The organism is Micromonospora sp. CNZ322 (assembly GCF_007827755.1).
Window position 1 is genome coordinate 166,907 of sequence record NZ_VITD01000011.1, and the last position, 20,397, is coordinate 187,303.

14 protein-coding genes are annotated in these 20,397 nt (G+C 71.0%); 12 read left to right on the forward strand and 2 right to left on the reverse strand.

The annotated features are described in order from the left end of the window. Positions 1-19 precede the first annotated feature (19 nt). From FB453_RS24330 to FB453_RS24370, 9 genes are all read left to right on the forward strand, one after another. Positions 20-898 (forward strand): branched-chain amino acid ABC transporter permease, encoded by an 879-nt coding sequence (locus tag FB453_RS24330; RefSeq protein WP_091399163.1) that lies wholly within the window; start codon positions 20-22, stop codon positions 896-898. After that, positions 895-2,007: a branched-chain amino acid ABC transporter permease gene (locus FB453_RS24335; protein WP_145793798.1), complete on the forward strand. Its 1,113-nt coding sequence runs from the start codon at positions 895-897 to the stop codon at positions 2,005-2,007. The genes FB453_RS24330 and FB453_RS24335 overlap by 4 nt, the downstream gene beginning before the upstream one ends. Before the next feature lie 85 nt (positions 2,008-2,092). Then, the gene (locus FB453_RS24340; protein WP_112589459.1) at positions 2,093-3,379 is read left to right on the forward strand and encodes an ABC transporter substrate-binding protein; all 1,287 of its coding nucleotides are present in this window, start codon (positions 2,093-2,095) and stop codon (positions 3,377-3,379) included. Between the two features lie 145 nt (positions 3,380-3,524). Then, complete coding sequence (locus FB453_RS24345; RefSeq protein ID WP_145793800.1) at positions 3,525-4,292, forward strand: SDR family oxidoreductase; 768 nt, start codon at positions 3,525-3,527, stop codon at positions 4,290-4,292. A gap of 94 nt (positions 4,293-4,386) precedes the next feature. Further along, a complete protein-coding gene (locus FB453_RS24350) occupies positions 4,387-4,998 on the forward strand; it encodes a TetR/AcrR family transcriptional regulator (protein ID WP_112589463.1) in 612 nt (203 codons plus the stop codon). A gap of 64 nt (positions 4,999-5,062) precedes the next feature. Further along, complete coding sequence (locus tag FB453_RS24355) at positions 5,063-7,888, forward strand: LuxR family transcriptional regulator (protein ID WP_145793803.1); 2,826 nt, start codon at positions 5,063-5,065, stop codon at positions 7,886-7,888. Between the two features lie 46 nt (positions 7,889-7,934). Next, positions 7,935-9,083: an acyl-CoA dehydrogenase family protein gene (locus tag FB453_RS24360; RefSeq protein ID WP_145793805.1), complete on the forward strand. Its 1,149-nt coding sequence runs from the start codon at positions 7,935-7,937 to the stop codon at positions 9,081-9,083. A 20-nt stretch (positions 9,084-9,103) separates the two neighbouring features. Beyond that, complete coding sequence (locus FB453_RS24365) at positions 9,104-9,568, forward strand: MaoC family dehydratase (RefSeq protein WP_112589469.1); 465 nt, start codon at positions 9,104-9,106, stop codon at positions 9,566-9,568. 501 nt (positions 9,569-10,069) lie between these two features. Next, positions 10,070-13,714, forward strand: coding sequence for an nSTAND1 domain-containing NTPase (locus FB453_RS24370; RefSeq protein ID WP_145793807.1), 3,645 nt, complete (start codon positions 10,070-10,072; stop codon positions 13,712-13,714). Between the two features lie 20 nt (positions 13,715-13,734). Here FB453_RS24370 and FB453_RS24375 read toward each other — a convergent pair whose 3' ends face one another. Together FB453_RS24375 and FB453_RS24380 are read right to left on the reverse strand one after the other, a co-directional pair. Beyond that, entirely contained in the window at positions 13,735-14,733 is a 999-nt protein-coding gene (locus tag FB453_RS24375) for an acetylxylan esterase (protein ID WP_145793809.1), read from the reverse strand. 21 nt (positions 14,734-14,754) lie between these two features. Continuing rightward, positions 14,755-15,792, reverse strand: coding sequence for a LacI family DNA-binding transcriptional regulator (locus FB453_RS24380; protein ID WP_145793811.1), 1,038 nt, complete (start codon positions 15,790-15,792; stop codon positions 14,755-14,757). 318 nt (positions 15,793-16,110) lie between these two features. Between FB453_RS24380 and FB453_RS24385 the strand changes: the two genes are divergently transcribed. From FB453_RS24385 to FB453_RS24395, 3 genes are read left to right on the forward strand one after another with little or no spacing between them, the layout of a single operon-like run. Further along, positions 16,111-18,474, forward strand: coding sequence for a beta-xylosidase/alpha-l-arabinosidase (locus FB453_RS24385; RefSeq protein ID WP_145793813.1), 2,364 nt, complete (start codon positions 16,111-16,113; stop codon positions 18,472-18,474). A 10-nt stretch (positions 18,475-18,484) separates the two neighbouring features. Further along, positions 18,485-19,474, forward strand: coding sequence for an ABC transporter permease subunit (locus tag FB453_RS24390; RefSeq protein ID WP_145793815.1), 990 nt, complete (start codon positions 18,485-18,487; stop codon positions 19,472-19,474). Continuing rightward, positions 19,471-20,379, forward strand: coding sequence for a carbohydrate ABC transporter permease (locus FB453_RS24395; protein ID WP_244166150.1), 909 nt, complete (start codon positions 19,471-19,473; stop codon positions 20,377-20,379). The genes FB453_RS24390 and FB453_RS24395 overlap by 4 nt, the downstream gene beginning before the upstream one ends. Positions 20,380-20,397: the final 18 nt, after the last annotated feature.

Sequence of the window (20,397 nt, forward strand, 5' to 3'; positions counted from 1 at the left end):
TCCCCCGGAGGGAGAACTGTTGGACCGCTTCGTCTTCCTCACCGTCGACGGCCTGTCCCGGGGCGCGGTGTACGCCGCGTTCGCACTGGCCCTGGTGCTCATCTGGCGGGCGGCGCGGGTCGTCAACTTCGCCCAGGGAGCGATGGCCGTCGCTGCCGCGTACGTCGCTTACACCGTCAGCACCGCGACCGGTTCCTACTGGCTGGGCTTCGTGGTCGCGATCGTCGCCGGCCTGCTGCTCGGTGCGCTGGTGGACCGTGTGGTGATGCGGCACGTTGATCACGCCTCACCGCTCAACCCGGTGATCGTCGCGCTCGGGCTGGTGCTGCTGATCCAGGCCGTGCTCGGCATGGTGTACGGCAGCGAGTTCCGCCCCGCCGAGGCCCCGTTCAGCCGGTCCGCCCTCACCGTGGGCGGGGTCGCCGTGCTGTCCCCGTACGACCTGTTCGTCTTCGCCACGATCGGCGTGGTGGTCAGTGGCCTGGCCTGGATGTTCGCCCGTACCCCGGTGGGGTTGCGGATGCGCGCGGCGGCGTTCGCTCCGGAGGTCTCCCGGCTTCTCGGGGTCAACGTCGGTGGCATGCTGACCCTCGGTTGGGCGCTCGCCTCCGGGGTGGGCGCGTTGGCCGCCATGCTGGTCCTGCCGACCGAGCTGGGCCTGCACCCGCACGCGATGGACCTGGTGTTCGTCTCGGCGTTCACGGCGGCGGTGGTCGGCGGGTTGGACAGTCCACCGGGGGCGGTGGTCGGTGGTCTGGTGGTGGGGCTGTTGCTCTCCTACGTGAGCGGCTACGCCGGCAGTGACCTGACCCCGCTCGCGGTGCTGGTACTGCTGCTGGCGGTGCTGCTGGTCCGGCCCGGTGGGCTGTTCGCCCCGGTCGCGGCGAGGCGGGTGTGAGCGCCACGAGGGCGGCAGTGCCGCCGAAAGAGCAGCTCGACGAACCGGGCGGCCGACAGATCGACCGGCGACGCGGCTCCACACTGCTGCGCCACCTCGCGGTGGTGCTGGCCGCCGGGTTGCTGCTGGTGGCGGTCAGCTACTCCGTCGAGCCGTTCCGCAACTTCCAGCTCGCCACGGTGGCCGCCTACCTCTGCGCGACCGCCGGGCTGACCGTCCTCACCGGGCTCAACGGTCAACTGTCGCTCGGGCACGGCGCGCTGATGGCCACCGGGGCGTACACAGTGGCGCTGTGCCAGACCGCGTTCGCCGACCGGGGAATGACCGGCGGCTGGCTGTTGCCGCTGTCGTTGGCTGCGGCGATCGTCAGCACTGTCGCGGTCGGCGCTGTGGTCGGTGTGGCAGCGGCCCGGCTGCGCGGTCCCTATCTGGCCGGGGTCACCCTCGCGGTTGCCGTTGTGGTGCCGGCGCTGGCGGTCACCTTCGACGGCGTGTTCAACGGCGAGCAGGGGCTGTCGGTGCCGGTGGAGCCGCCGCCGCTGTCGCTCGGCCCGTACTTCCCCTACGAGCGGTGGCAGCTCTGGGTCACCGGCGCGGCCACCCTGCTCGCGTTGCTGCTGTTGGCGAACCTGATCCGAAGCCGGTACGGGCGTACCTTCCGGGCGGTCCGCGACGACGAGGTGGCGGCCCGGCTCGCCGGCATCCACGTGGCCCGCACCCAGGTCCTCGCCTTCGTGGTCAGCGCTGCCACCGCCGGGCTCGGCGGCGCGCTGCTGGCGGTGCTCGCGCAGAGCGTCTCACCCGGGGCGTTCTCGCTGACCCTGTCGCTGTTCCTGCTGATGGCCGTCGTGATCGGTGGCCTGGGTCGACTGACCGGCGCGCTGTGGGGGGCCGTCCTGCTGGTAGCCCTGCCCGATCTGACCCACTCGGTGACCGAGATGCTCACGCTCTCGCCCGCTGTGGCGCAGCGGCTGGAGGGCAACCTCCCCCTGGCGATCTTCGGACTCACCCTGATCGTCGTCATGATCGCCGCCCCCGGCGGTGTGCAGGGTCTGCTGTCGCGTCTCGGCCGGGCGCTGCTGGCCAGGCGGCCGACCCGGCCTTCCTGAGTTGTCCTCGGTCCGGCCTCGGCCGGGCGCCCCACCACCACACCGTTCCCACAGACAACCGGACCGAGAAAGGTCGGTGTTTCCCATGCACCGTAAAGCGCATCGCGGCCTCGCGATCGCCAGCACCCTTGCCCTGCTCATCACCGCAGCCGGCTGTAGCGGCGACGACGGCCCCGGCTCCGGCGGGGCGTCGGTGCCGGGCGTCACCGACACCGAGATCGTCGTCGGCACCCACATGCCGCTGACCGGTCCGGCCTCGGCCGGCTACTCGAAGATCGCCCCGGCGACGAAGGCGTACTTCGACTACGTCAACGCCAACGGCGGAGTGCACGGCCGCAAGATCACCTACAAGATCATGGACGACGGCTACAACCCGGCGAACACTCAGCAGGTGGTCCGGCAGCTCGTCCTCCAGGACAAGGTCTTCGCCGTCCTCAACGGTCTGGGCACGCCGACGCACACCGGGGTGCTCGACTTCCTCAAGAGCAACCGGGTGCCCGATCTGTTCGTCGCCTCTGGCAGCCGCAGCTGGGACCAGCCGGACAAGTATCCGGGCACGTTCGGGTTCAACCCGGACTACACGGTCGAGGGCAAGATCCTCGCCAATTACGCGAAGGCGAACCTGGCCGGCCAGAAGGTCTGCTTCCTCGGTCAGGACGACGACTTCGGCCGGGACAGCCTGGCCGGCGTGGAGAAGGTGCTCGGCGCCGGTGCCGTGGCGGTCAAGCAGACGTACGTCACCAGCAACACCAACGTGGCGCCGCAGATCGGCGCGTTCAAGGCGGCCGGTTGCCAGGTCGTCGTGCTCGCCACAGTGCCCGGATTTACCGCGCTCTCCGTCGGCACTGCGGCACGGCTGGGCTTCAAGCCGCAGTGGCTGGTCTCCAACGTCGGCGCCGACCACCCGACCCTGGCCAAGCAGCTCGGCGCCGCCGCGCCGCTGTTGGAGGGCATGGTCGGCACCAACTACCTCCCGATGCAGAACGACACCGCGAACCCGTGGATCCAGCTCTTCACGAAGGTCAACAAGGAGCACAACGGGGACGCGCCGTTCGACGGCAACACCGTCTACGGCATGTCGGTCGGCTACCTCTTCGTGCAGGTGCTGCTCGCCGCCGGCAAGGACCTCACCCGGGAGAAGGTGCTGGACGCCGTGCAGAAGGGCGGCTACCAGGGCCCAGGGCTGGTGCCGCTGCGTTTCTCTGCCACTGACCACTCCGGGTACGGCGGTCAGCGCCTGAGCCGGGTGAGTGGGGGAGTGCAGAGCTACTTCGGGCCGGCGTACGAGACGGATGAGGCGGACGGGGCGGTCAACGAGTACACCGCCACCCCGGCCGCGCCGCCGGCGAACGGGGTGCCGACCGTCTCCTGAGGCCCTGCAGCCCCGACGTCCGACCGGGCGTGGTCCCGCCTGACCACGCCCGGTCGGACGGCTGCGCGCATGCTGCCGGCGCTGCCTGCCGGCCGATCGTCGGAGGCGTTGACCGATACCGATCGACGCTCCTACTATCTGCACCGTGAATGCATATTCGGGCCGACTCGCGGGCCGGGTCGCCATCGTCACCGGCGCCAGTCGCGGGATCGGTCTGGCCATCGCCCAACGCCTCGTCGCCGAAGGCGCGCGCGTGGGCCTGACCGCCCGCCGCCCCGAAGGGCTGACCGAGGCGGTCGCCAACCTGGGCGGCCCGGCACACGCCCTTGCGGTGCCGGGCCGGGCCGACGATCCCGAGCATCAGACCGCCGCGGTGAACCAGGTCAGCGCGGCGTTCGGGCCGGTGGACCTGCTGGTCAACAACACCGGCATCAACCCGGTGCACGGCCCGCTGGTCGAGCTGGACCTGGCCGCGGCCCGCAAGATCCTCGACGTGAACGTGGTCGCCGCGCTCGGTTGGGTGCAGGAGGTCTGCGCCGCCGGCATGAGCGAGCGCGGTGGCTGCGTCGTCAACGTCTCGTCGATCGCCGGGCTCGGTCCATCGCCCGGCATCGCCTGCTACGGGGTCAGCAAGGCCGCGCTCAACCACCTCACCGCCAGCCTCGCCGTGGAGCTGGGGCCGACGGTCCGGGTCAACGCGGTCGCCCCCGGCGTGGTGAAGACCCGCTTCGCCGCCGCCCTCTACGACGGGCGGGAGGCCGAGGTCGCCGCGCGGTACCCGCTCGGGCGCCTCGGTCTGCCGTCGGACGTGGCGGGCGCGGTCGCCTTCCTGGCCTCCGACGACGCCAGTTGGATCACCGGGCAGACCATCGTCTGCGACGGCGGCGTCTCGCTGACCGGCCGGGCCGGATGACGGCGTCGGCGGAGCGTCCGGAGCCGCTGATCAACGGCTGTCTAGACTCGGCGGTGCGTCGGGGGACGCCGTGGCGGTGAGGGGGCGAGGGCGGATGGACGGGGTCGATGTGGCGGGCCGGGTCGACGGGCGCACCGCCCGCGCCGAGCGGACCCGCGCGGCCATCGTCGAGGCGCACCTCGCGCTCATCTCCGAGGGCGACCTCCGCCCGACCGGGGAACGCATCGCCGAGCGGGCCGGCATCTCGCTGCGCACCCTCTGGACCAACTTCAAGGACATGGAGACGCTCTTCGAGGCCAGCGGCGCGGAGGTGCTCCGCCAGCAGGACGCCGCCTACCGGCCGATCTCGACCGGGCTGCCGTTGGCGAAGCGGGTCGACGCATACTGCCGCCAGCGGGCTCGACTGCTCCAGCTCATCGCGCCGTCGGCGCGGGCCGCCCAGATGCGTGAGCCGGTCTCCGAACAGCTGCACCGCAACCGTCTCAAGCACATCGAACGGGTCCGCGACGAGGTCGAGGAGCTCTTCGCCGTCGAGCTGGCCGAGGCCGGGCCGGGGCGGGAGCAGTTGCTCAACGCCCTGGTGGCGGCGAGCACCTGGCAGGCCTGGTCGATGCTGCGCTACGGGCTCGGTCTCGGCGTGGACCAGGCCCGCGCGGTGATGGCCCGGACCGTGGGCGCCCTGCTGGCCGAGGTCGCGCCCGACTGATTCCGGCCCGGCCCGATATCGTCCCCTCTTTCCATTCGGTTTCCGATGGGTAACACTGGCAGGCATGGTTACTGCATCAAGAGTGCAACTAACCGTGCTGCGTGGCCGGGACGACGAGTGCCGGGCTGTCCGGAGCCTGCTCGACGGCATGACCAACGCCGGCGGTGCCCTGCTGTTGCGCGGAGAGCCCGGATCGGGCCGGACGGCGCTTCTCGGCTACGCCCATCGCCACGCCGAGGGTGGCTGCACAGTGCTCGCCGGCAGCGGGCTCGCCGAGGAGGCCGCCCTGCCGTACGCCGGCCTGCAACGCCTGGTCGACCCGGTGCTCGATCGGGCCGCCGCGCTCCCCGGCGAGCAGCGCCAACTGCTACGGCGCGCACTGGGCGGGGAGAGCTGCCCGGCCGACCGGCAGCTGACCCTGTCGATGGCCGTGCTCGGGCTGCTCGCCGCCGCCGCCCGGGACCGACCGCTGCTCGCCACCATGGACGACATGGACCGAGGGGACCCGCAGACCGCGCAGGTGCTGGCGTTCGTGGCCCGCCGAGTGCGGCACCTGCCGCTCGCCGTCCTGCTCACCGCGGACGTCACCGCCAACCTCGACGGGATACCGGCGCACCGGCTGCGTGCGTTGACCGAGCACGAGAGCGGCGCGGTCCTCACCGATCGACTCGATCGGCTGACCGAGCGCGAGGGCGACGACCGGCTTCCCGACCGGCCAGCGGCGTCGGCCCTGACCGCGTTGGCCACGATCGGCGGCGGCAACCCGCAGGCACTGGTGGACCTCGCCGAGGTGCTCACCGCAGGGCAGTGGCGGGGCGAGGAGTCGTTGCCCGCCGCGCCACCGGCGGACGGAGCGTTGGGTCGCGCGTACCGAGCCCGGCTGGACCGGCTGCCCCCGGAGACCCGACGGGTGCTGTTGCTCGCCGCGCTCGACGAGGACGGGGAGCCGGGCACAGTGATCCGGGCCGCGGCGGCCGCCGGCGCCGAGGTGGAGGCGCTCGCCCCGGCGGAGGTCGCCGGCCTGGTCCGCGTCGAGCAACGCGGCGTCACCTTTCCGCAGCCGCTGGTGCGCACGATGATCGCGGCCAGCGCGCCGCTCGCGGAGCGCCGCGCGGCGCACCGACTGCTTGCCGAGGTGCTGGTCGCGGACGGGCAGCGGCTGCGCCGGGCGATGCACCTCGCCGCCGCGACCGCGGGTGCCGATCCGGCCCTCGCCGCCGAGCTGGAACAGGCGGCGGTCGGCGGACCCGACGGCTGGGCCGCCGCCTCGGTGGCGCTGCGGTGGGCCGCCGAACTGAGCGACCATCCGAGGCTGACCGCCACCCGTCTGCTGACCGCAGCCCGCTACGCCTGGGCCGGGGGGCAACCCGACGAGGCCCGGCTGCTACTCGACCGCCTCCGCGCGGTCTGCCTAGACCCGGTCGTTCGAGGCCGTGCCGACCTGCTCCGCGGTGAGCTGGAGCTGCGCTGCGGCACCGCGTCGAGTGCGTCGGCCACGCTGCTGGCCTCCGCCGCGGCGGTGGACGGCACCGACCGTGCCCTGGCGCTGACCGGGCTGGTGCGGGCCGGCGAGGCGGTCTGCTTCACCGGCGACCAGTACCGGTACGCCGAGGTCGGCCGGCGGGCACTGCCGTTGCGGCGCCCGAACGACCCGCCGGCCCTGGAGGTCATGGGCTGTCTGATCGCCGGGGTGGCGGCGACCCTGCGGGGCGACCACGAGCGAGCCGGGCCCGCGCTGCGCCGCGCCGTGGTGCTGGGCGACCGGCTGACCGGTTGGGCGTTGACCCCCACCGCGCTCAGCTGCGCCGCGGCGGCCGGACTGCTGGTGGCCGTGGACGGCGCGGCCCACCGGCTCGCCGAACGCGCCGTCGAGCTGGCCCGGGAACGGGGCGAGCTGTCCATGCTGTCGCGGGCGTTGGAGCTGCGAGCGGTCGCCGAGTACTGGCTGGGTCGACACGAGGCGGCGGCGGAGACCTCCCGCGACGGGCTGCGCGTCGCCCGGGCAACCGGGCAGGTCAACTGCGCCAACGTCCATCTGGGCATGCTCGCCGTCCTCGCCGCGATCCGGGCCGATCGGGACACCAGCCTGCGGCGGATCCGCGAGATCGGCGAGTCGCCGACGCCGGGCAGCCGCCCGCACGCGCTCGCCGTGTGGGCCCTGGCGGTGCTCGACCTGATCGACGGCCGGCACGCCGAGGCAGCGGAGCGGTTGGCGTCGCTGGCTCGGCTCGGCACGCGCCGAGGTCAGGTCCTCGTGCAGGTGATGGCCACCCCGCACCTGGTGGAGGCGGCGGCGCACCTGGCGCACCGGCCGGCGGCGACGGCCGCCCTCGCCGCGTTCGACAGGTGGGCCAGCAGCACCGCGAGCCCGTTGCGCCGGGCCCTGTCCGCGCGGTGTCACGCACTGCTCGCCCCTCGGGGCGGCGCCGAGGCGGAACGAGACTTCCAGGCGGCGCTGCGCCTGCACCCGACCGAGGCCGGCACGTTCGAGCGGGCCCGCACCGAACTGCTCTTCGGCCAGGAGTTGCGCCGTAGTCGACGCCCTCGCGACGCGCGGACGCACCTGCACCAGGCCCGCGAGATGTTCAGCCTGCTCGGGGTGGAGTGCTGGGCCGAGCAGGCCACCACGGAGCTACGAGCTGCCGGGGAGTCGATCGGTCCGCCGGACCTGCCCGCGGCGCGGTTGTTGACCGGCCAGCAACTGCGGATCGCCGAGCTGGTCGCCGAGGGTGCCACCAACCGGGAGATCGCGGCCCGGATGTTCCTCTCCACCCGGACGGTCGACCACCACCTGCGCAACGTGTTCCACCGGCTGGGCATCCGTTCGCGGACCGAGCTGGCCCGCGCGTTCGCCGCCGAGCGGCACGTCGGTCTGGCCTCCGACCGGTGAACGTCCGGTCTGGACGCGTTTAACTATCGCCGCTAGTTTGAGCGTCATGGACCTCACCCTCTCCGCCGAGCAGGCGGCGGTCCGCCAGCTGGCCGCCGAGTTCGCCGACCGCGAGCTGCTGCCGCACGCTGCCGCCTGGGACCGCCGCGAATCGGTCGACCCCGCCATCCTCGGCATGCTCGGTGACCTGGGCTTCCTGGGGCTGACCATCGCCGAGACCGACGGCGGTTCCGGCGGCGACCACCTCGCGTACTGCCTGGTCCTGGAGGAGTTGGGCCGGGGCGACTCGGCGGTGCGCGGCATCGTCTCGGTCTCCCTCGGCCTGGTGGCGAAGTCGATCGCCGCGCACGGGAGCGCGGAACAGCGGGCCGAGTGGCTACCGAGGCTCTGCGCCGGCAGCGCACTCGGATGCTTCGCGCTGACCGAGCCGGACAGCGGCTCGGACGCGGCCGCCCTGCGCACCCGTGCGGTCCGCGACGGCACCGACTGGCTGCTCACCGGCACGAAGACGTTCATCACCAACGGCACCACCGCCGACGTCGCGCTGGTCTTCGCCCGCACCGGCGGCCCCGGGCACCGAGGAATCACCGCGTTCCTGGTGCCCACCGACAGCCCCGGGCTGACCCGGCGGGAAATCCACGGCAAGCTCGGCCTGCGCGGTCAGGCCACCGGCGAGCTGGGCTTCGACGAGGTGCGCGTGCCCGACACGGCCCGCCTCGGCGCCGAGGGCGCCGGATTCCGGCTAGCCCTGGCCACCCTCGCCAAGGGTCGGATGTCGGTGGCCGCGGGGTGCGTCGGCATCGCCCAGGGCTGCCTCGACGCGGCGGTCGGTTACGCCGGGCAGCGCACCCAGTTCGGCAAGCCGATCGCCGGGCACCAGCTCGTCCAACAACTGCTGGCCGCCATCGCGGTGGACACCGCCGCCGCCCGGCTGCTGGTCTGGCAGGTCGCCGACCTGATCGACCGCGGCCAGCCCTTCGCCACCGAGGCGTCGATGGCCAAGCTCTTCGCCAGTGAGGCCGCCGTCCGCGCGGCCAACAACGCGGTCCAGGTCTTCGGCGGGTACGGCTACATCGACGAGTACCCGGTCGGTAAGTATCTGCGCGATGCCCGGGTGGCCACTCTCTACGAGGGCACCAGTCAGATTCAGCAACTCCTCATCGGACGCGCGCTCACCGGCGTCAACGCCTTCTAGTAGCTGTAGGGAGATCCGGCATGAGAGTCTTCACCTCGTTCGAGGAGTTGGCCGCCGCGACCGGCGAGAGCCTCGGGCCCGGTCCGTGGCAGCGCGTCGAGCAGAGCCGCGTCGACCTCTTCGCCGACGCCACCGACGACCACCAGTGGATCCATCTCGACCCGGTCCGAGCCGCGGCGGGGCCGTTCGGCGGGACGATCGCACACGGGTACCTCACCCTGTCGCTGTTGCCGGCGTTGGCGAGCGGGCTCTACCGGGTCGAGGGGGTGGCGATGGGCGTCAACTACGGGCTGAACCGGGTGCGCTTCCCCGCGCCGCTGCGGGTCGGCGCCGCCGTACGCGCCACCGCCACCATTGCCGACGTGTCGCCGGTGAGCGGCGGTGTGCAGCTGGTCGTGACGGTCACCGTGGAGAGCGACAGCGGCGGCAAGCCCGTCTGCGTGGCCGAAACCGTGAGCCGGCTCTACCACGCTGTGGAGCAGTGACCCTCCGCGGGCTGACGGGGCGGCGACGGATCCCGTCGCCGCCCCGTCACCGCACCGCCGTAGCAGTCGATGCGGAGGGAGATGGTCCTGATCCTCGCCGATTCGATACCAGCGGCGACCGCGAGGGCCGCGAATCGATGACGCACCGAACGTTGGGCCCCGAGGCGAACTGCCGAAACGGTCCCCGTTCAGCCGCGCTAGCGAAATCGTAATCGAATAAGAGCCCCCCTTGTCTATCCGGGATTGTGTGACGCCCCCCGTACCCAGGACGACCATCAGTGCTGTGGGTAACAGCGCCGGTGCCGTTTCTGGCGTGCATCACACACCCCCTCCCGGTCCTCCTCCGTGTCGTGATCGCGTTGAGTCGTCGCACGCCAAGTTGCGCTGTGGCTGCTACCCGACACTCGCCGATCGACGTCCACGGAACTAGATATAGTCCCCTATGGATTGTTTGCCAATCATGTCGCCAGGCTGACAAACAACTCTGTGACGGGGGACAACGTGGGAAGACCTGAGCGGCCGCTCGACCCGGAGGCAGGCGAGCTGGAGCGGTTCGCGCTCGACCTACGCCAGCTGCGGACGAAGGCGGGTTCGCCGACCTACCGTCAACTGGCCAGACGCGCGCACTTCTCGGTGACCACCCTGGCGAAGGCCGCCAGCGGAGAGACCGTGCCAAGCCTTCAGGTGACACTGGCGTACGTGGCCGCCTGCGACGGCGATCCGGCCGAATGGACCGAACGGTGGCACAGCCTGATCGCGAGCGTGACGTCCGCCGAGACGGTGGGGGTCGGCCGCGGACCGTACTGGGGAATGGCAGCGTTTCAGCCGGAAGACTCAGAATGGTTCTTCGGACGCGAGCGCATGGTGGCTCAGCTCTGTGAAATGCTCAACCGCCTCCGGTTCGTCGCGGTTTTCGCCCCGTCCGGTGCGGGCAAGTCGTCCCTGCTACGAGCGGGTCTGATAGCGGCCGTGGTGGAGAATCCCGTCAAGGGTCAGCCGGCCTGGGCCACGGTGCTGATGACGCCCGGCGAACATCCCATCGAAGAGCTTGCGTTCCACCTCGTCAATGAGCAGGACCTGGCTCGTGACACGATCCAGCGCCACCTGGCCGATGATCCGGTCAGCATTCGCGGAATGATCGAGCAGATTCTCAATTCGCGTCCATCGGTCGCGAACATGCTCATCGTGGTGGACCAGTTCGAGGAGCTCTTCACGCTCTGCCGGAACGAGGAGGAGCGATCGGGCTTCATTGCCGCGCTGCTCGCCGCAGCGGAGATCCCCAGGGTGCGCGTGGTGCTGGGAGTGCGGGCCGACTTCTATGGTCGGTGTGCCGCCTATCCGGCCCTGGTGGCCGCTCTCCATGAGCACCAGCTGTTGATCGGCCCGATGGACGATGAGGATCTGCGTCGGACGATCACTGGCCCCGCGGAGCGCGCCGGGTTGCTGGTGGATCCGGCGTTGGTGGAGATGGCCGTGGCAGACGTTGGCGGTCAGACAAGTGCGCTACCGTTGCTGTCCCATGCACTCTTGGAGACGTCGCGCCTGCGGCAGGGCAAGCGGATCACGCTGGCCCACTACCGCGAGTCAGGCGGCGTGAACGGCGCCATCACCCGTACCGCTGAAGGGGTGTACGCGCAGTTCGATGAGGGGCAGCGAGGGCTGGCACGGGACATCTTCCTGCGCCTGACCGCCCTCGGCGACGGCACCGAGGACACCCGACGCCGGGCACCCCTCGCCGAGTTGGTGGGCGGGGTGGACCCCTTGGCCGCGGCCGAGGTGCTGGGCAGGTTGACGGCCGCGCGGCTGGTGACGGCGGACGAGAAGGGCGTCATGGTGGCCCACGAGGCCCTGATCCAGGAGTGGCCCCGGCTGCGTCGCTGGCTGACCGAAGATCGGGAGCTGCTGCGCTCGCACCGCAGGCTGACAGAGGCTGCCGCCGAGTGGGATCGGCACGACCGCGTGGACGGATTCCTGTATCGGGGGGTCCAGTTGGCGCTCTGGGGAACGCGCCAGGTGATGGACCTCAGTGACCTGGAACAGGACTTTCTGGAGACCAGCCGTGCACGCGAGAGCCGGCACCGGGCAGCCCGACGGCGGCGGAGCAGGGTGGCATTGACCGGGCTCGCGGCAACAGTTGTCGTGGTGAGCGTCCTCGCGGCAGTGGCACTGGTGCAGGCGAACCGGGCGGCCGCCGAACGAGACCTCGCTGTTTCCCGGCAGCTGACGGTCGAGGCCGACAACCAACTCCAGATCGATCCGCGGCAGGCGCAGCGCCTCGCCAGACGCGCTCTGACCACCCGCCCGACCGTCGGTGCGGAGATGGTGCTCCGCCAGGCCGCCGTCGACGACCGGCTGCAGGCGATTGTGCCGATGAGCAGCAAGAAGGCCTTGGGCGTGGCGTTCAGTCCGGACGGAAGGCGGGTGGCGGCCACCGGGACGGACGGCGAGGTGCGGGTGTGGACCTGGGCCGGGCACGGCGTCTCCGGACCGGGCCAGGCTCTCACCGGCGGACCCGAGGGGCAGGTCTGGAGCCCGATGTTCAGCCCGGACGGGAAGCGACTGGTCACCGCCGGCTCGGACGGCACCGTCCGGATCTGGCAGGTCGATGGAAAGGCTGGGCCCATCGTCCTCCGCGGGCACGAGGGCCCGGTCTGGGGAGTGGCCTTCAGCCCCGACGGACGGTTGGTCGCCAGTGCTGGCGAGGACACCACCGTTCGGGTCTGGGATGCCCGCGGCGACGAACGACCGGTGGTGCTGCGTGGGCACACGAAGGTCGCGGTCGGTGTGGCCTTCAGCCCCGACGGGCGCCAGTTGGCCAGCAGCGGCCACGACGCGACGGTACGGCTCTGGGATCTGGCCGCGCGATCCACCAGAACGGTCCTCACCGGGCCACGCGAGGCCACCAGGACGTTGGTGTTTAGCCAGGACGGCACCCGCCTGGCCTGCTCCAGCGCCGACGGTACGGTCTGGGTGTGGCCACTGACCGGGTCGGCGGCGCCGGTGGTGCTGCGTGGGCATGAGGGCACTGTGGAAGGGCTCGCGCTGAGCCCGGACGAGCAGTGGTTCGCGACCACCAGTGACGATCTGACCGTACGGATCTGGAACGCCAACGGCGCTGGTGACCCGTTGGTGTTGCGCGGCCACACCAACCGGGTCTGGGCGTTGGCGTTCAGCCCGGACGGATCCCGGCTGGTGAGCGCGGCCGATGATGGCACGCTACGGATCTGGGACCCGGGCAGCGATCGTCTGATCCTGCGGGGCCACAAGAAAGCCACCTGGTCCGCAGCGTTCACCCCGGACGGGCAGCGGGTGGTCAGTGGCGGCGAGGACGGCACGGTACAGGTCTGGAACCTGGCCACACCGGCCGAGCCTCGGGTGCTCGGCCGCCACGACGGCGACGTCTACGGTCTCACTGTGAGTCCGGACGGGGCGAGTGTGGCCACCGGTGGCCGCGACGGCAGCGTGCGAGTCTGGGACCTCGCCGGCAGACGCGATCCTGTGGTGCTTCGGGGGCACGAGAAGCAGGCGTGGATCGCCGACTTCAGCCCTGACGGCCGTCGCCTGGCCAGCGTCAGCAACGACAGGAGCCTACGAATCTGGGACCTCACCGGCCAGAGTGCCCCGGTAGTCCATCGAGCCGCCGAAGAGATCCGGTACGCCGCCTTCAGCCCGGACGGCAGGAAGGTCGCCACAGCTGGCGCGGAGGGCGCCCTACGGATCTGGGATGCTCTCGGCACGGCCGAACCACTGCTACTTCCCGGTCACGAGGGATTGGTATGGGCCGTGGCCTTCAGCCCGGACGGACAACGGGTCGCCAGTGCCGGCTTCGACGGCACCGTGCAGATCCACTCCGTCACGAGCGGCATCGCGCCAATGGTGTTGCGAGGACACGAGGGGCCGGTCTGGCACGTGTCGTTCAGCCCGGACGGGCAATGGGTGCTCAGTTCTGGAAAGGACGGCACCGCTCGGCTGTGGCGCGCTTCGGAGGCCGCGCGGTCCGTGACCTTCGGGGGATTCGGCGCTTCCGTGGAGACCGTCGACTTCAGCCCGGACGGCGAGCGGCTCGTCTCGACGCATGACGACGGCACCGTACGCGTCTGGCCCTGCCGGGCGTGTGCTCCGGTCCAGAACCTGCTGGAGCCGTGACCAGGAAAGGGGTGGGCCGTTCAGGCCCGCGCTGAGTGGAGCACCGAGCCCAGCCAGCGCAGCTGGCGCCGGACGTGCACGGCCTCGCCGCCCTCATGACCGTTGAACGGGTAGACGTGCATCTCCCGCTCGGGCGGGACCGGCTTCCCGTTCGCGGCGCCGTAGTGGTTGTAGGCGGCGAAGGCGGTTCGCGGTGGGCAGACGGTGTCGCGTTGGCCGACTCCGAAATGTGCCGGCGCCGTCGCCCGACGCGCGAAGCTCACGCCGTCGACGTAGGACAACGTGCGCCACACCGCCTCCTCGGCCTCCCGGTGCACCGCCAGGTACCGGGCGATCTCGCCGTACGGCGCGAGGTCGGTGAGCGCGACGGCCCGGCGCATGTCGCACAGGAACGGGGCGGTGGTCAGCACCGCGCTGAGATCCTCGACGAGACCTGCCACCGCCAGGGCGATGCCACCGCCCTGGCTGTTGCCGACCACGCTGACCCGGTCACCAGCGACCCCCGGCAGCGCGCGGACCGCCTCGACCGCCCGCACCGCGTCGGTGATCAGGCGGCGGTAGTGGTAGTCGCGCGGATCGAGGATCCCCCAGGTGGCCGGCCAGGGCCCGCCGGGCGCGCCGTGCGGGTCGGGGGTGTCTCCGGCGCCGTGCTGCCCCGCCTGGCCCCGGTTGTCCATCAACAGGTGCGCATACCCGGCAACGGCCCAGGTCGGCCGCTCGTGGGGCAGCCCCCGCCCGCGACCGTAGCCGGCGTACTCGACAACGGCCGGCAGCGGCTCGCGAACCCCGGCCGGGCGGGTGTACCAGGCGCGGACCGGGTCACCGCCAAAGCCGGCGAACGTGACGTCCCAGGAGTCGAGCAGCCGCAGGTCGGTGGGTTCGGGGCGGACGTCGACGAGCACCGGCACGACGGCCGCCTCGGCGAGCGTGTCCCGCCAGAACTCGTCGAAGTCGTCGGGTTCGGCGACCTCGGGTGCGTACCGCTGAAGGTCGTCGAAGGTGGAGGCGGAGTGGGGCACGGGTCCTCGCAGGGGCCGGGGTCAGTGCGGGTGGGCGGGGGGCGCGGTGCTCTCCCGGACGACCAGCTCGGTCACCAGGTCGATCCGGCTGGTCGCCGGCTCGTTCCCCCTGGTCAGGTCGAGCAACATCTGGGTGGCGATGCCGGCCATGTCGCGCAACGGCTGGTTGATCGTGGTGAGGGCCGGGTCGGTCCAGGCCGAGACGGGCAGGTTGTCGTACCCGATCACCGAGAGGTCCTCGGGCACTCGCAGGCCGCACTGACGGGCGGCCCGGAGCACCCCCATGGCCTGGATGTCCGACCCGGCGAAGATCGCCGTGGGTCGGTCCGGCCGCTGGAGCAGTTGCAGCCCGTGGGCGTGCCCCGCTCCGGCGGAGAAACTGCCGTAGCGGATCAGCTCGCGGTCGACCACTATCCCGGCTTCGTCGTGGGCCGACTGGAAGCCGGCGGCCCGGGCTCTGCTGCACAGCACGTCGGGTGGCCCGGAGATGATGGCGATCCGGCGGTGCCCCAGCTCCAGCAGGTGCCGGGCGGCGAGCAGACCGCCGTTCCAGTTGTTCGACCCGACGGTCGGCACGGAGGCCGAGGTGGCACTGTCCGTGTCGACGACGACGAACGGAATACCCTGCCGGCGTAGGTGCTGCTGTTGGGTCTCGGCCAGGTGGGAGAGGACGAACACCACGCCCAGGGGACGGTCGGCGAGTAACGCCTCCAGCCATCGTGCCGGCGGGCGGTGCGCGCCGTCGAGCTGGGCGATCGACAGCCCGATGCCGGCGGCGGAGGTCACCGCCTCGACGCCCCGCAGGATCTCCATCGCCCAACCCGTGTCGAACTCGTGGAACACGAGGTCCACCCGGCCGACGCTGGTCGCGTGTCGCCGGGCGCGGCGCTGGTACTGGTGGCGGTCGAGGCTCGCCTCCACCCGGGCTCTGGTGCCGGGGGCGACATCGCCGCGTCCGTTGAGGACCTTGGACACGGTCGCGACCGATACGCCGACATCGTTGGCGATGGTCGCGATGGTGGTGGAGGCGGGTGGGTCGAGCGGGCGGTGCTCTGTCATCGCGGCCTCATACAACATCCGAAAGTTTCGGGCGACCTTAACACGATGAGACATTCATGCCAGTAGGTGCCGCACTCGGGCTGCGCATTCACGTGACATTGCGCGGCTTCTCGGCGACTGAGCGTTGATCGTGGGGTCACCGTGTGCAGGAACCGCCCCCTGGTAGTCCGATTGAGACTCTTGACAGGCATCGATGGGACACTTAGGTTGCCGAAAAGGTTACGCAGGTTTCCGGAAAGTTTCGGATCGTGAGATACGTCCGCCACGCAGCTGGTTCACGAGGGCACGGGGATGTGGCCGGAGCTAAGGGGTCATGGCATGAGAAGTCAGTCGCTCGAGGACGGCGGCGCTGCGCCGTGGCGTGATCAGCGGCTGTCGCCCACCGAGCGAGCCGAGGCGCTCCTACCGAAGATGACCCTCGAAGAGAAGATCGCCCAGCTCGTCGGTGTCTGGGTCGGCGCGGACGCCAGCGGCGAGGGCGTCGCACCGCACCAGTCGGACATGATCAGCGAGTTGCCGCCGTGGAGCACTGTCATCCAGTACGGGTTGGGTCAGCTGACCCGCCCGTTCGGCACCGCCCCGGTCGACCCGGTGTTCGGCGCCCGGTCGCTGGCGGCCTCACAGGCGCAGATCGTGGCCGCCAGTCGGTTCGGCATTCCGGCGCAGGTGCACGAGGAGTGCCTCACCGGGTTCGCGGCCTGGCGGGCCACCGTCTACCCGACTCCGCTCAGCTGGGGCGCGTCCTTCGACCCCGAGCTGGTCGAGGCGATGGCCGACCGGATCGGGCGGTCGATGCGCGCCGCCGGTGTGCACCAGGGCCTCGCACCGGTGCTGGACGTCACCCGGGACTACCGCTGGGGCCGTACCGAGGAGACGATCGGCGAGGACCCCTACCTGGTCGGCACGACAGGTGCCGCCTACGTGCGGGGCCTGGAGCGGGCCGGCGTGGTGGCCACTCTGAAACACTTCGCCGGCTACTCGGCCTCCCGGGGCGGACGCAACCTCGCGCCGGTGCCGATGGGTCGCCGCGAACTGGCCGACGTCATCCTGCCGCCGTTCGAGATGGCGCTGCGCCTCGGCGGCGCCCGCTCGGTGATGAACTCCTACGCCGAGATCGACGGCCTGCCCGTGGCGGCCGACCGTCGGCTGCTGACCGGGTTGTTGCGGGACGAGTGGGGCTTCACCGGCACCGTGGTGGCCGACTACTTCGCCGTACGGTTCCTCCAGACCCTGCACGGAGTCGCCGGGGATGCCGCCGACGCGGCCCGGCTCGCCCTGCGGGCCGGGATCGACGTCGAGCTGCCCACAGTGGACGCCTTCGGTGGACCGCTGGTGGAGGCGGCTCGCCGCGGCGAGGTCGACGAGGCGCTGATCGACTGCGCGCTGCGTCGGGTGCTGATCCAGAAGATCGAGCTCGGTCTGCTCGACGAGGGCTGGCAGGAGCTGCCCGACGACGTGGCGTCCCTGCGCTTCGACGACGAGGCCAGCCAGGACATCGCCCTTCGCCTGGCCCGGGAGTCAGTCGTCCTGCTGCGCAACACCGCCGTCCTCCCGCTGCCCCTCGGTAGCCGGATCGCCCTGGTCGGTCCGGTCGCCGACGACCCGATGGCCATGCTCGGCTGCTATTCGTTCCCCAACCACGTGGGCATCAACCACAGCGAATTCGGGCTCGGCCTGGACATCCCCACACTGCGCGACGAGTTGGCCCGACGCGTCCCGCTGCTCACCCACGAGCCGGGCTGCGCCATCACCGGCGAGGACACCTCGGGTATCCCGGCCGCGGTCGCCGCGGCCGCCGCCGCCGACGTGTGCGTGCTGGCCGTCGGCGACCGGGCGGGAATGTTCGGCCGGGGCACCTCCGGTGAGGGCTGCGACGCCGTCGACCTTCGACTACCCGGCGTGCAGAGCGACCTCGTCCGCGCCGTCCTCGCCACCGGCACCCCGGTCGTCCTGGTGTTGATGGCCGGTCGCCCCTACGCGCTCGGCCCGGAGTTCGACGGCGCGGCGGCCGTGGTGCAGACGTTCTTCCTCGGTCAGCTCGGTGGGCAGGCACTCGCCGAGGTGCTCACCGGCGCGGTCAACCCCTCCGGGCGGTTGCCGGTCAGCGTCCCCCGGCACGACGGCGGGCTGCCGAGCACCTACCTGGCGCCGCCACTCGGCCGGCGCAACAAGGTCTCCTCGGTCGATCCGACCCCGGCGTACCCGTTCGGCCACGGGCTGAGCTACACCACCTTCGAGTGGTCCGACGCGACGGTGGTCGAGCCGCGCGACGATCCGGCTGCCTGGCCGGTCGACGGCGAGGTACGGGTGCGGATCACCGTCGCCAACACCGGTGAGCGGGCCGGCACCGAGGTCGTGCAGCTCTACCTGCACGACCCGGTCGCGCAGACCACGCGTCCGGTGGTGCGGCTGATCGGCTACACCCGGCTGCCGTTGGCGCCCGGCGAGGTGGCGCACGTGACGTTCGGCGTACCGGCCGACGTGGCGTCGTTCACCGGGCTGACCGGCCAACGGATCGTCGAGCCCGGCGACGTCGAGCTGCGGTTCGGCCGATCGAGCGGCGACGCGGCGGCGGCCCTGCCGCTGCGACTGGTCGGCACCGAGCGCCAGGTCGGTTTCGAGCGGGAACTGCTCACCTCGGTGCGGGTCGAGCCCCTCGTGGCCGTTCCACAGTCGGTATAGGAGGCCACGGATGACATCCACCCTGCGGCCACCGCCGCCGGCGCCGCCGAGCTCCCCGCGGCCGGCGCAGAGCCCTGCCCCGCGATCACCGCGACGCCGTCGCAGTTGGCGGCAGGCGCTGCGCCGGGACTGGCAGCTCTACTCGCTCGCCGTCCTGCCGCTGCTGTTCTTCCTGGTCTTCCGGTACCTGCCGATGATCGGCAACATCATCGCCTTCCGCCGGTTCAAGCCGGGCGGCAGCATCTTCGGTGAGTACTGGGTCGGGCTGCGCTACTTCCGGATGTTCCTCACCGACCCGACGTTCTGGGAGGTGTTCACCAACACCCTGGTGCTGGGGACGCTGACCCTGCTGTTCTGTTTCCCGCTGCCGATCGTGCTGGCGCTGATGCTCAACGAGGTGCGCGCCCGCCGGTTCAAGCGGTTCGTGCAGTCGGTGTCCTACCTGCCGCACTTCCTGTCGATCGTGATCGTGGCGGCGATGGTCATGCAACTGACCTCGGTCGGCGGCGCGGCCAACCAGATCGTCGGCCTGTTCGGCGGCGACCCGGTGGCCTTCCTGCAGAAATCGGAGTGGTTCCGCACCATCTACGTCTCGTCCGAGGTCTGGCAGACCGTCGGTTGGGGGACGATCCTCTACCTCGCCGCGCTCACCACGGTCGACGAGGACCTGTACGAGGCGGCCCGGATCGACGGCGCGAGCCGGTGGCGGCAGACCTGGCACGTGACGTTGCCGGGGATCCGGCCGACGATGATGACGCTGCTGATCCTCAACATCGGCAACTTCCTGGCGGTCGGGTTCGAGAAGATCCTGCTGCTCTACAACCCGTTGACGTACCCGACCGCCGACGTGGTCTCCACCTATCTGTTCCGGATGGGCTTCCAGTCGAGCAACTTCAGCTACGCGGCCGCCATCGGCCTCTTCGAGGCGGTGATCGGGTTGATCCTGGTCCTGACGGCGAACCTCATCTCCCGGCGCACTGTGGGGACGAGCCTGTGGTGATCCTCGGTACGAAGAGCGACGCCCCGAAGACGCGGGGTCCGGTGGACAGTCGTGGCTACCGGATCTTCCGGATCGTCAACACTGTCGTCCTGATCGGCGTCGTGGTCGTGACGCTGTTCCCGTTCCTCAACATCGTGGCCCGCTCGCTCAGCGAAGAGGCGTACATCATCACGGGGAAGGTGAGCATCGTCCCGCGCGGGTTCGACCTGACCGCGTACAAGCTGTTGATGTCCGATGGGTTGTTCTGGACGAACTACCGCAACACTGTGGTGTACACGGTGGTCGCCACGCTCATCTCGATCGTGCTGACCACGTGTTACGCGTACGTGCTGTCGAAGCCACAGCTCAAGGGGCGCGGCGTCCTGGTCGGCATCGCGCTGTTCACCATGTTCTTCTCCGGCGGCCTGATCCCCAACTACGTGCTGGTCACCAGCCTGGGGATGAAGAACACCATCTGGGCCGTGGTGGTCCCCAACGCCATCAGCGTGTTCAACCTGCTGGTCATGAAGGCGTTCTTCGAGAGTCTGCCGAGCGAGTTGGAGGAGGCCGCAGCGGTCGACGGGCTGAACACGTACGGCATCCTGCTGCGAATCGTGCTGCCGCTGTCGAAGGCGATCATCGCGACGATGGTGCTCTTCTACGCGGTCTCCTTCTGGAACTCGTGGTTCACCGCGTTCCTCTACATCGACCAGCAGGACCTGCTGCCGGTCACGGTCTACCTGCGCAACCTCATCGCGGGCGCCACCAGCGCCGAGTCCGCCGCCGCCGACGCCGACAAGGTCCAGGCCGCAGCCACCCTCGAGGCCGTGACGATCGTGCTCACCACCCTGCCGATCCTGGCGGTCTACCCCTTCGTCCAGCGGTATTTCGTCCGCGGCGTGATGCTCGGCGCGGTCAAGGGATGACGCAGGCGCTGCACCGTC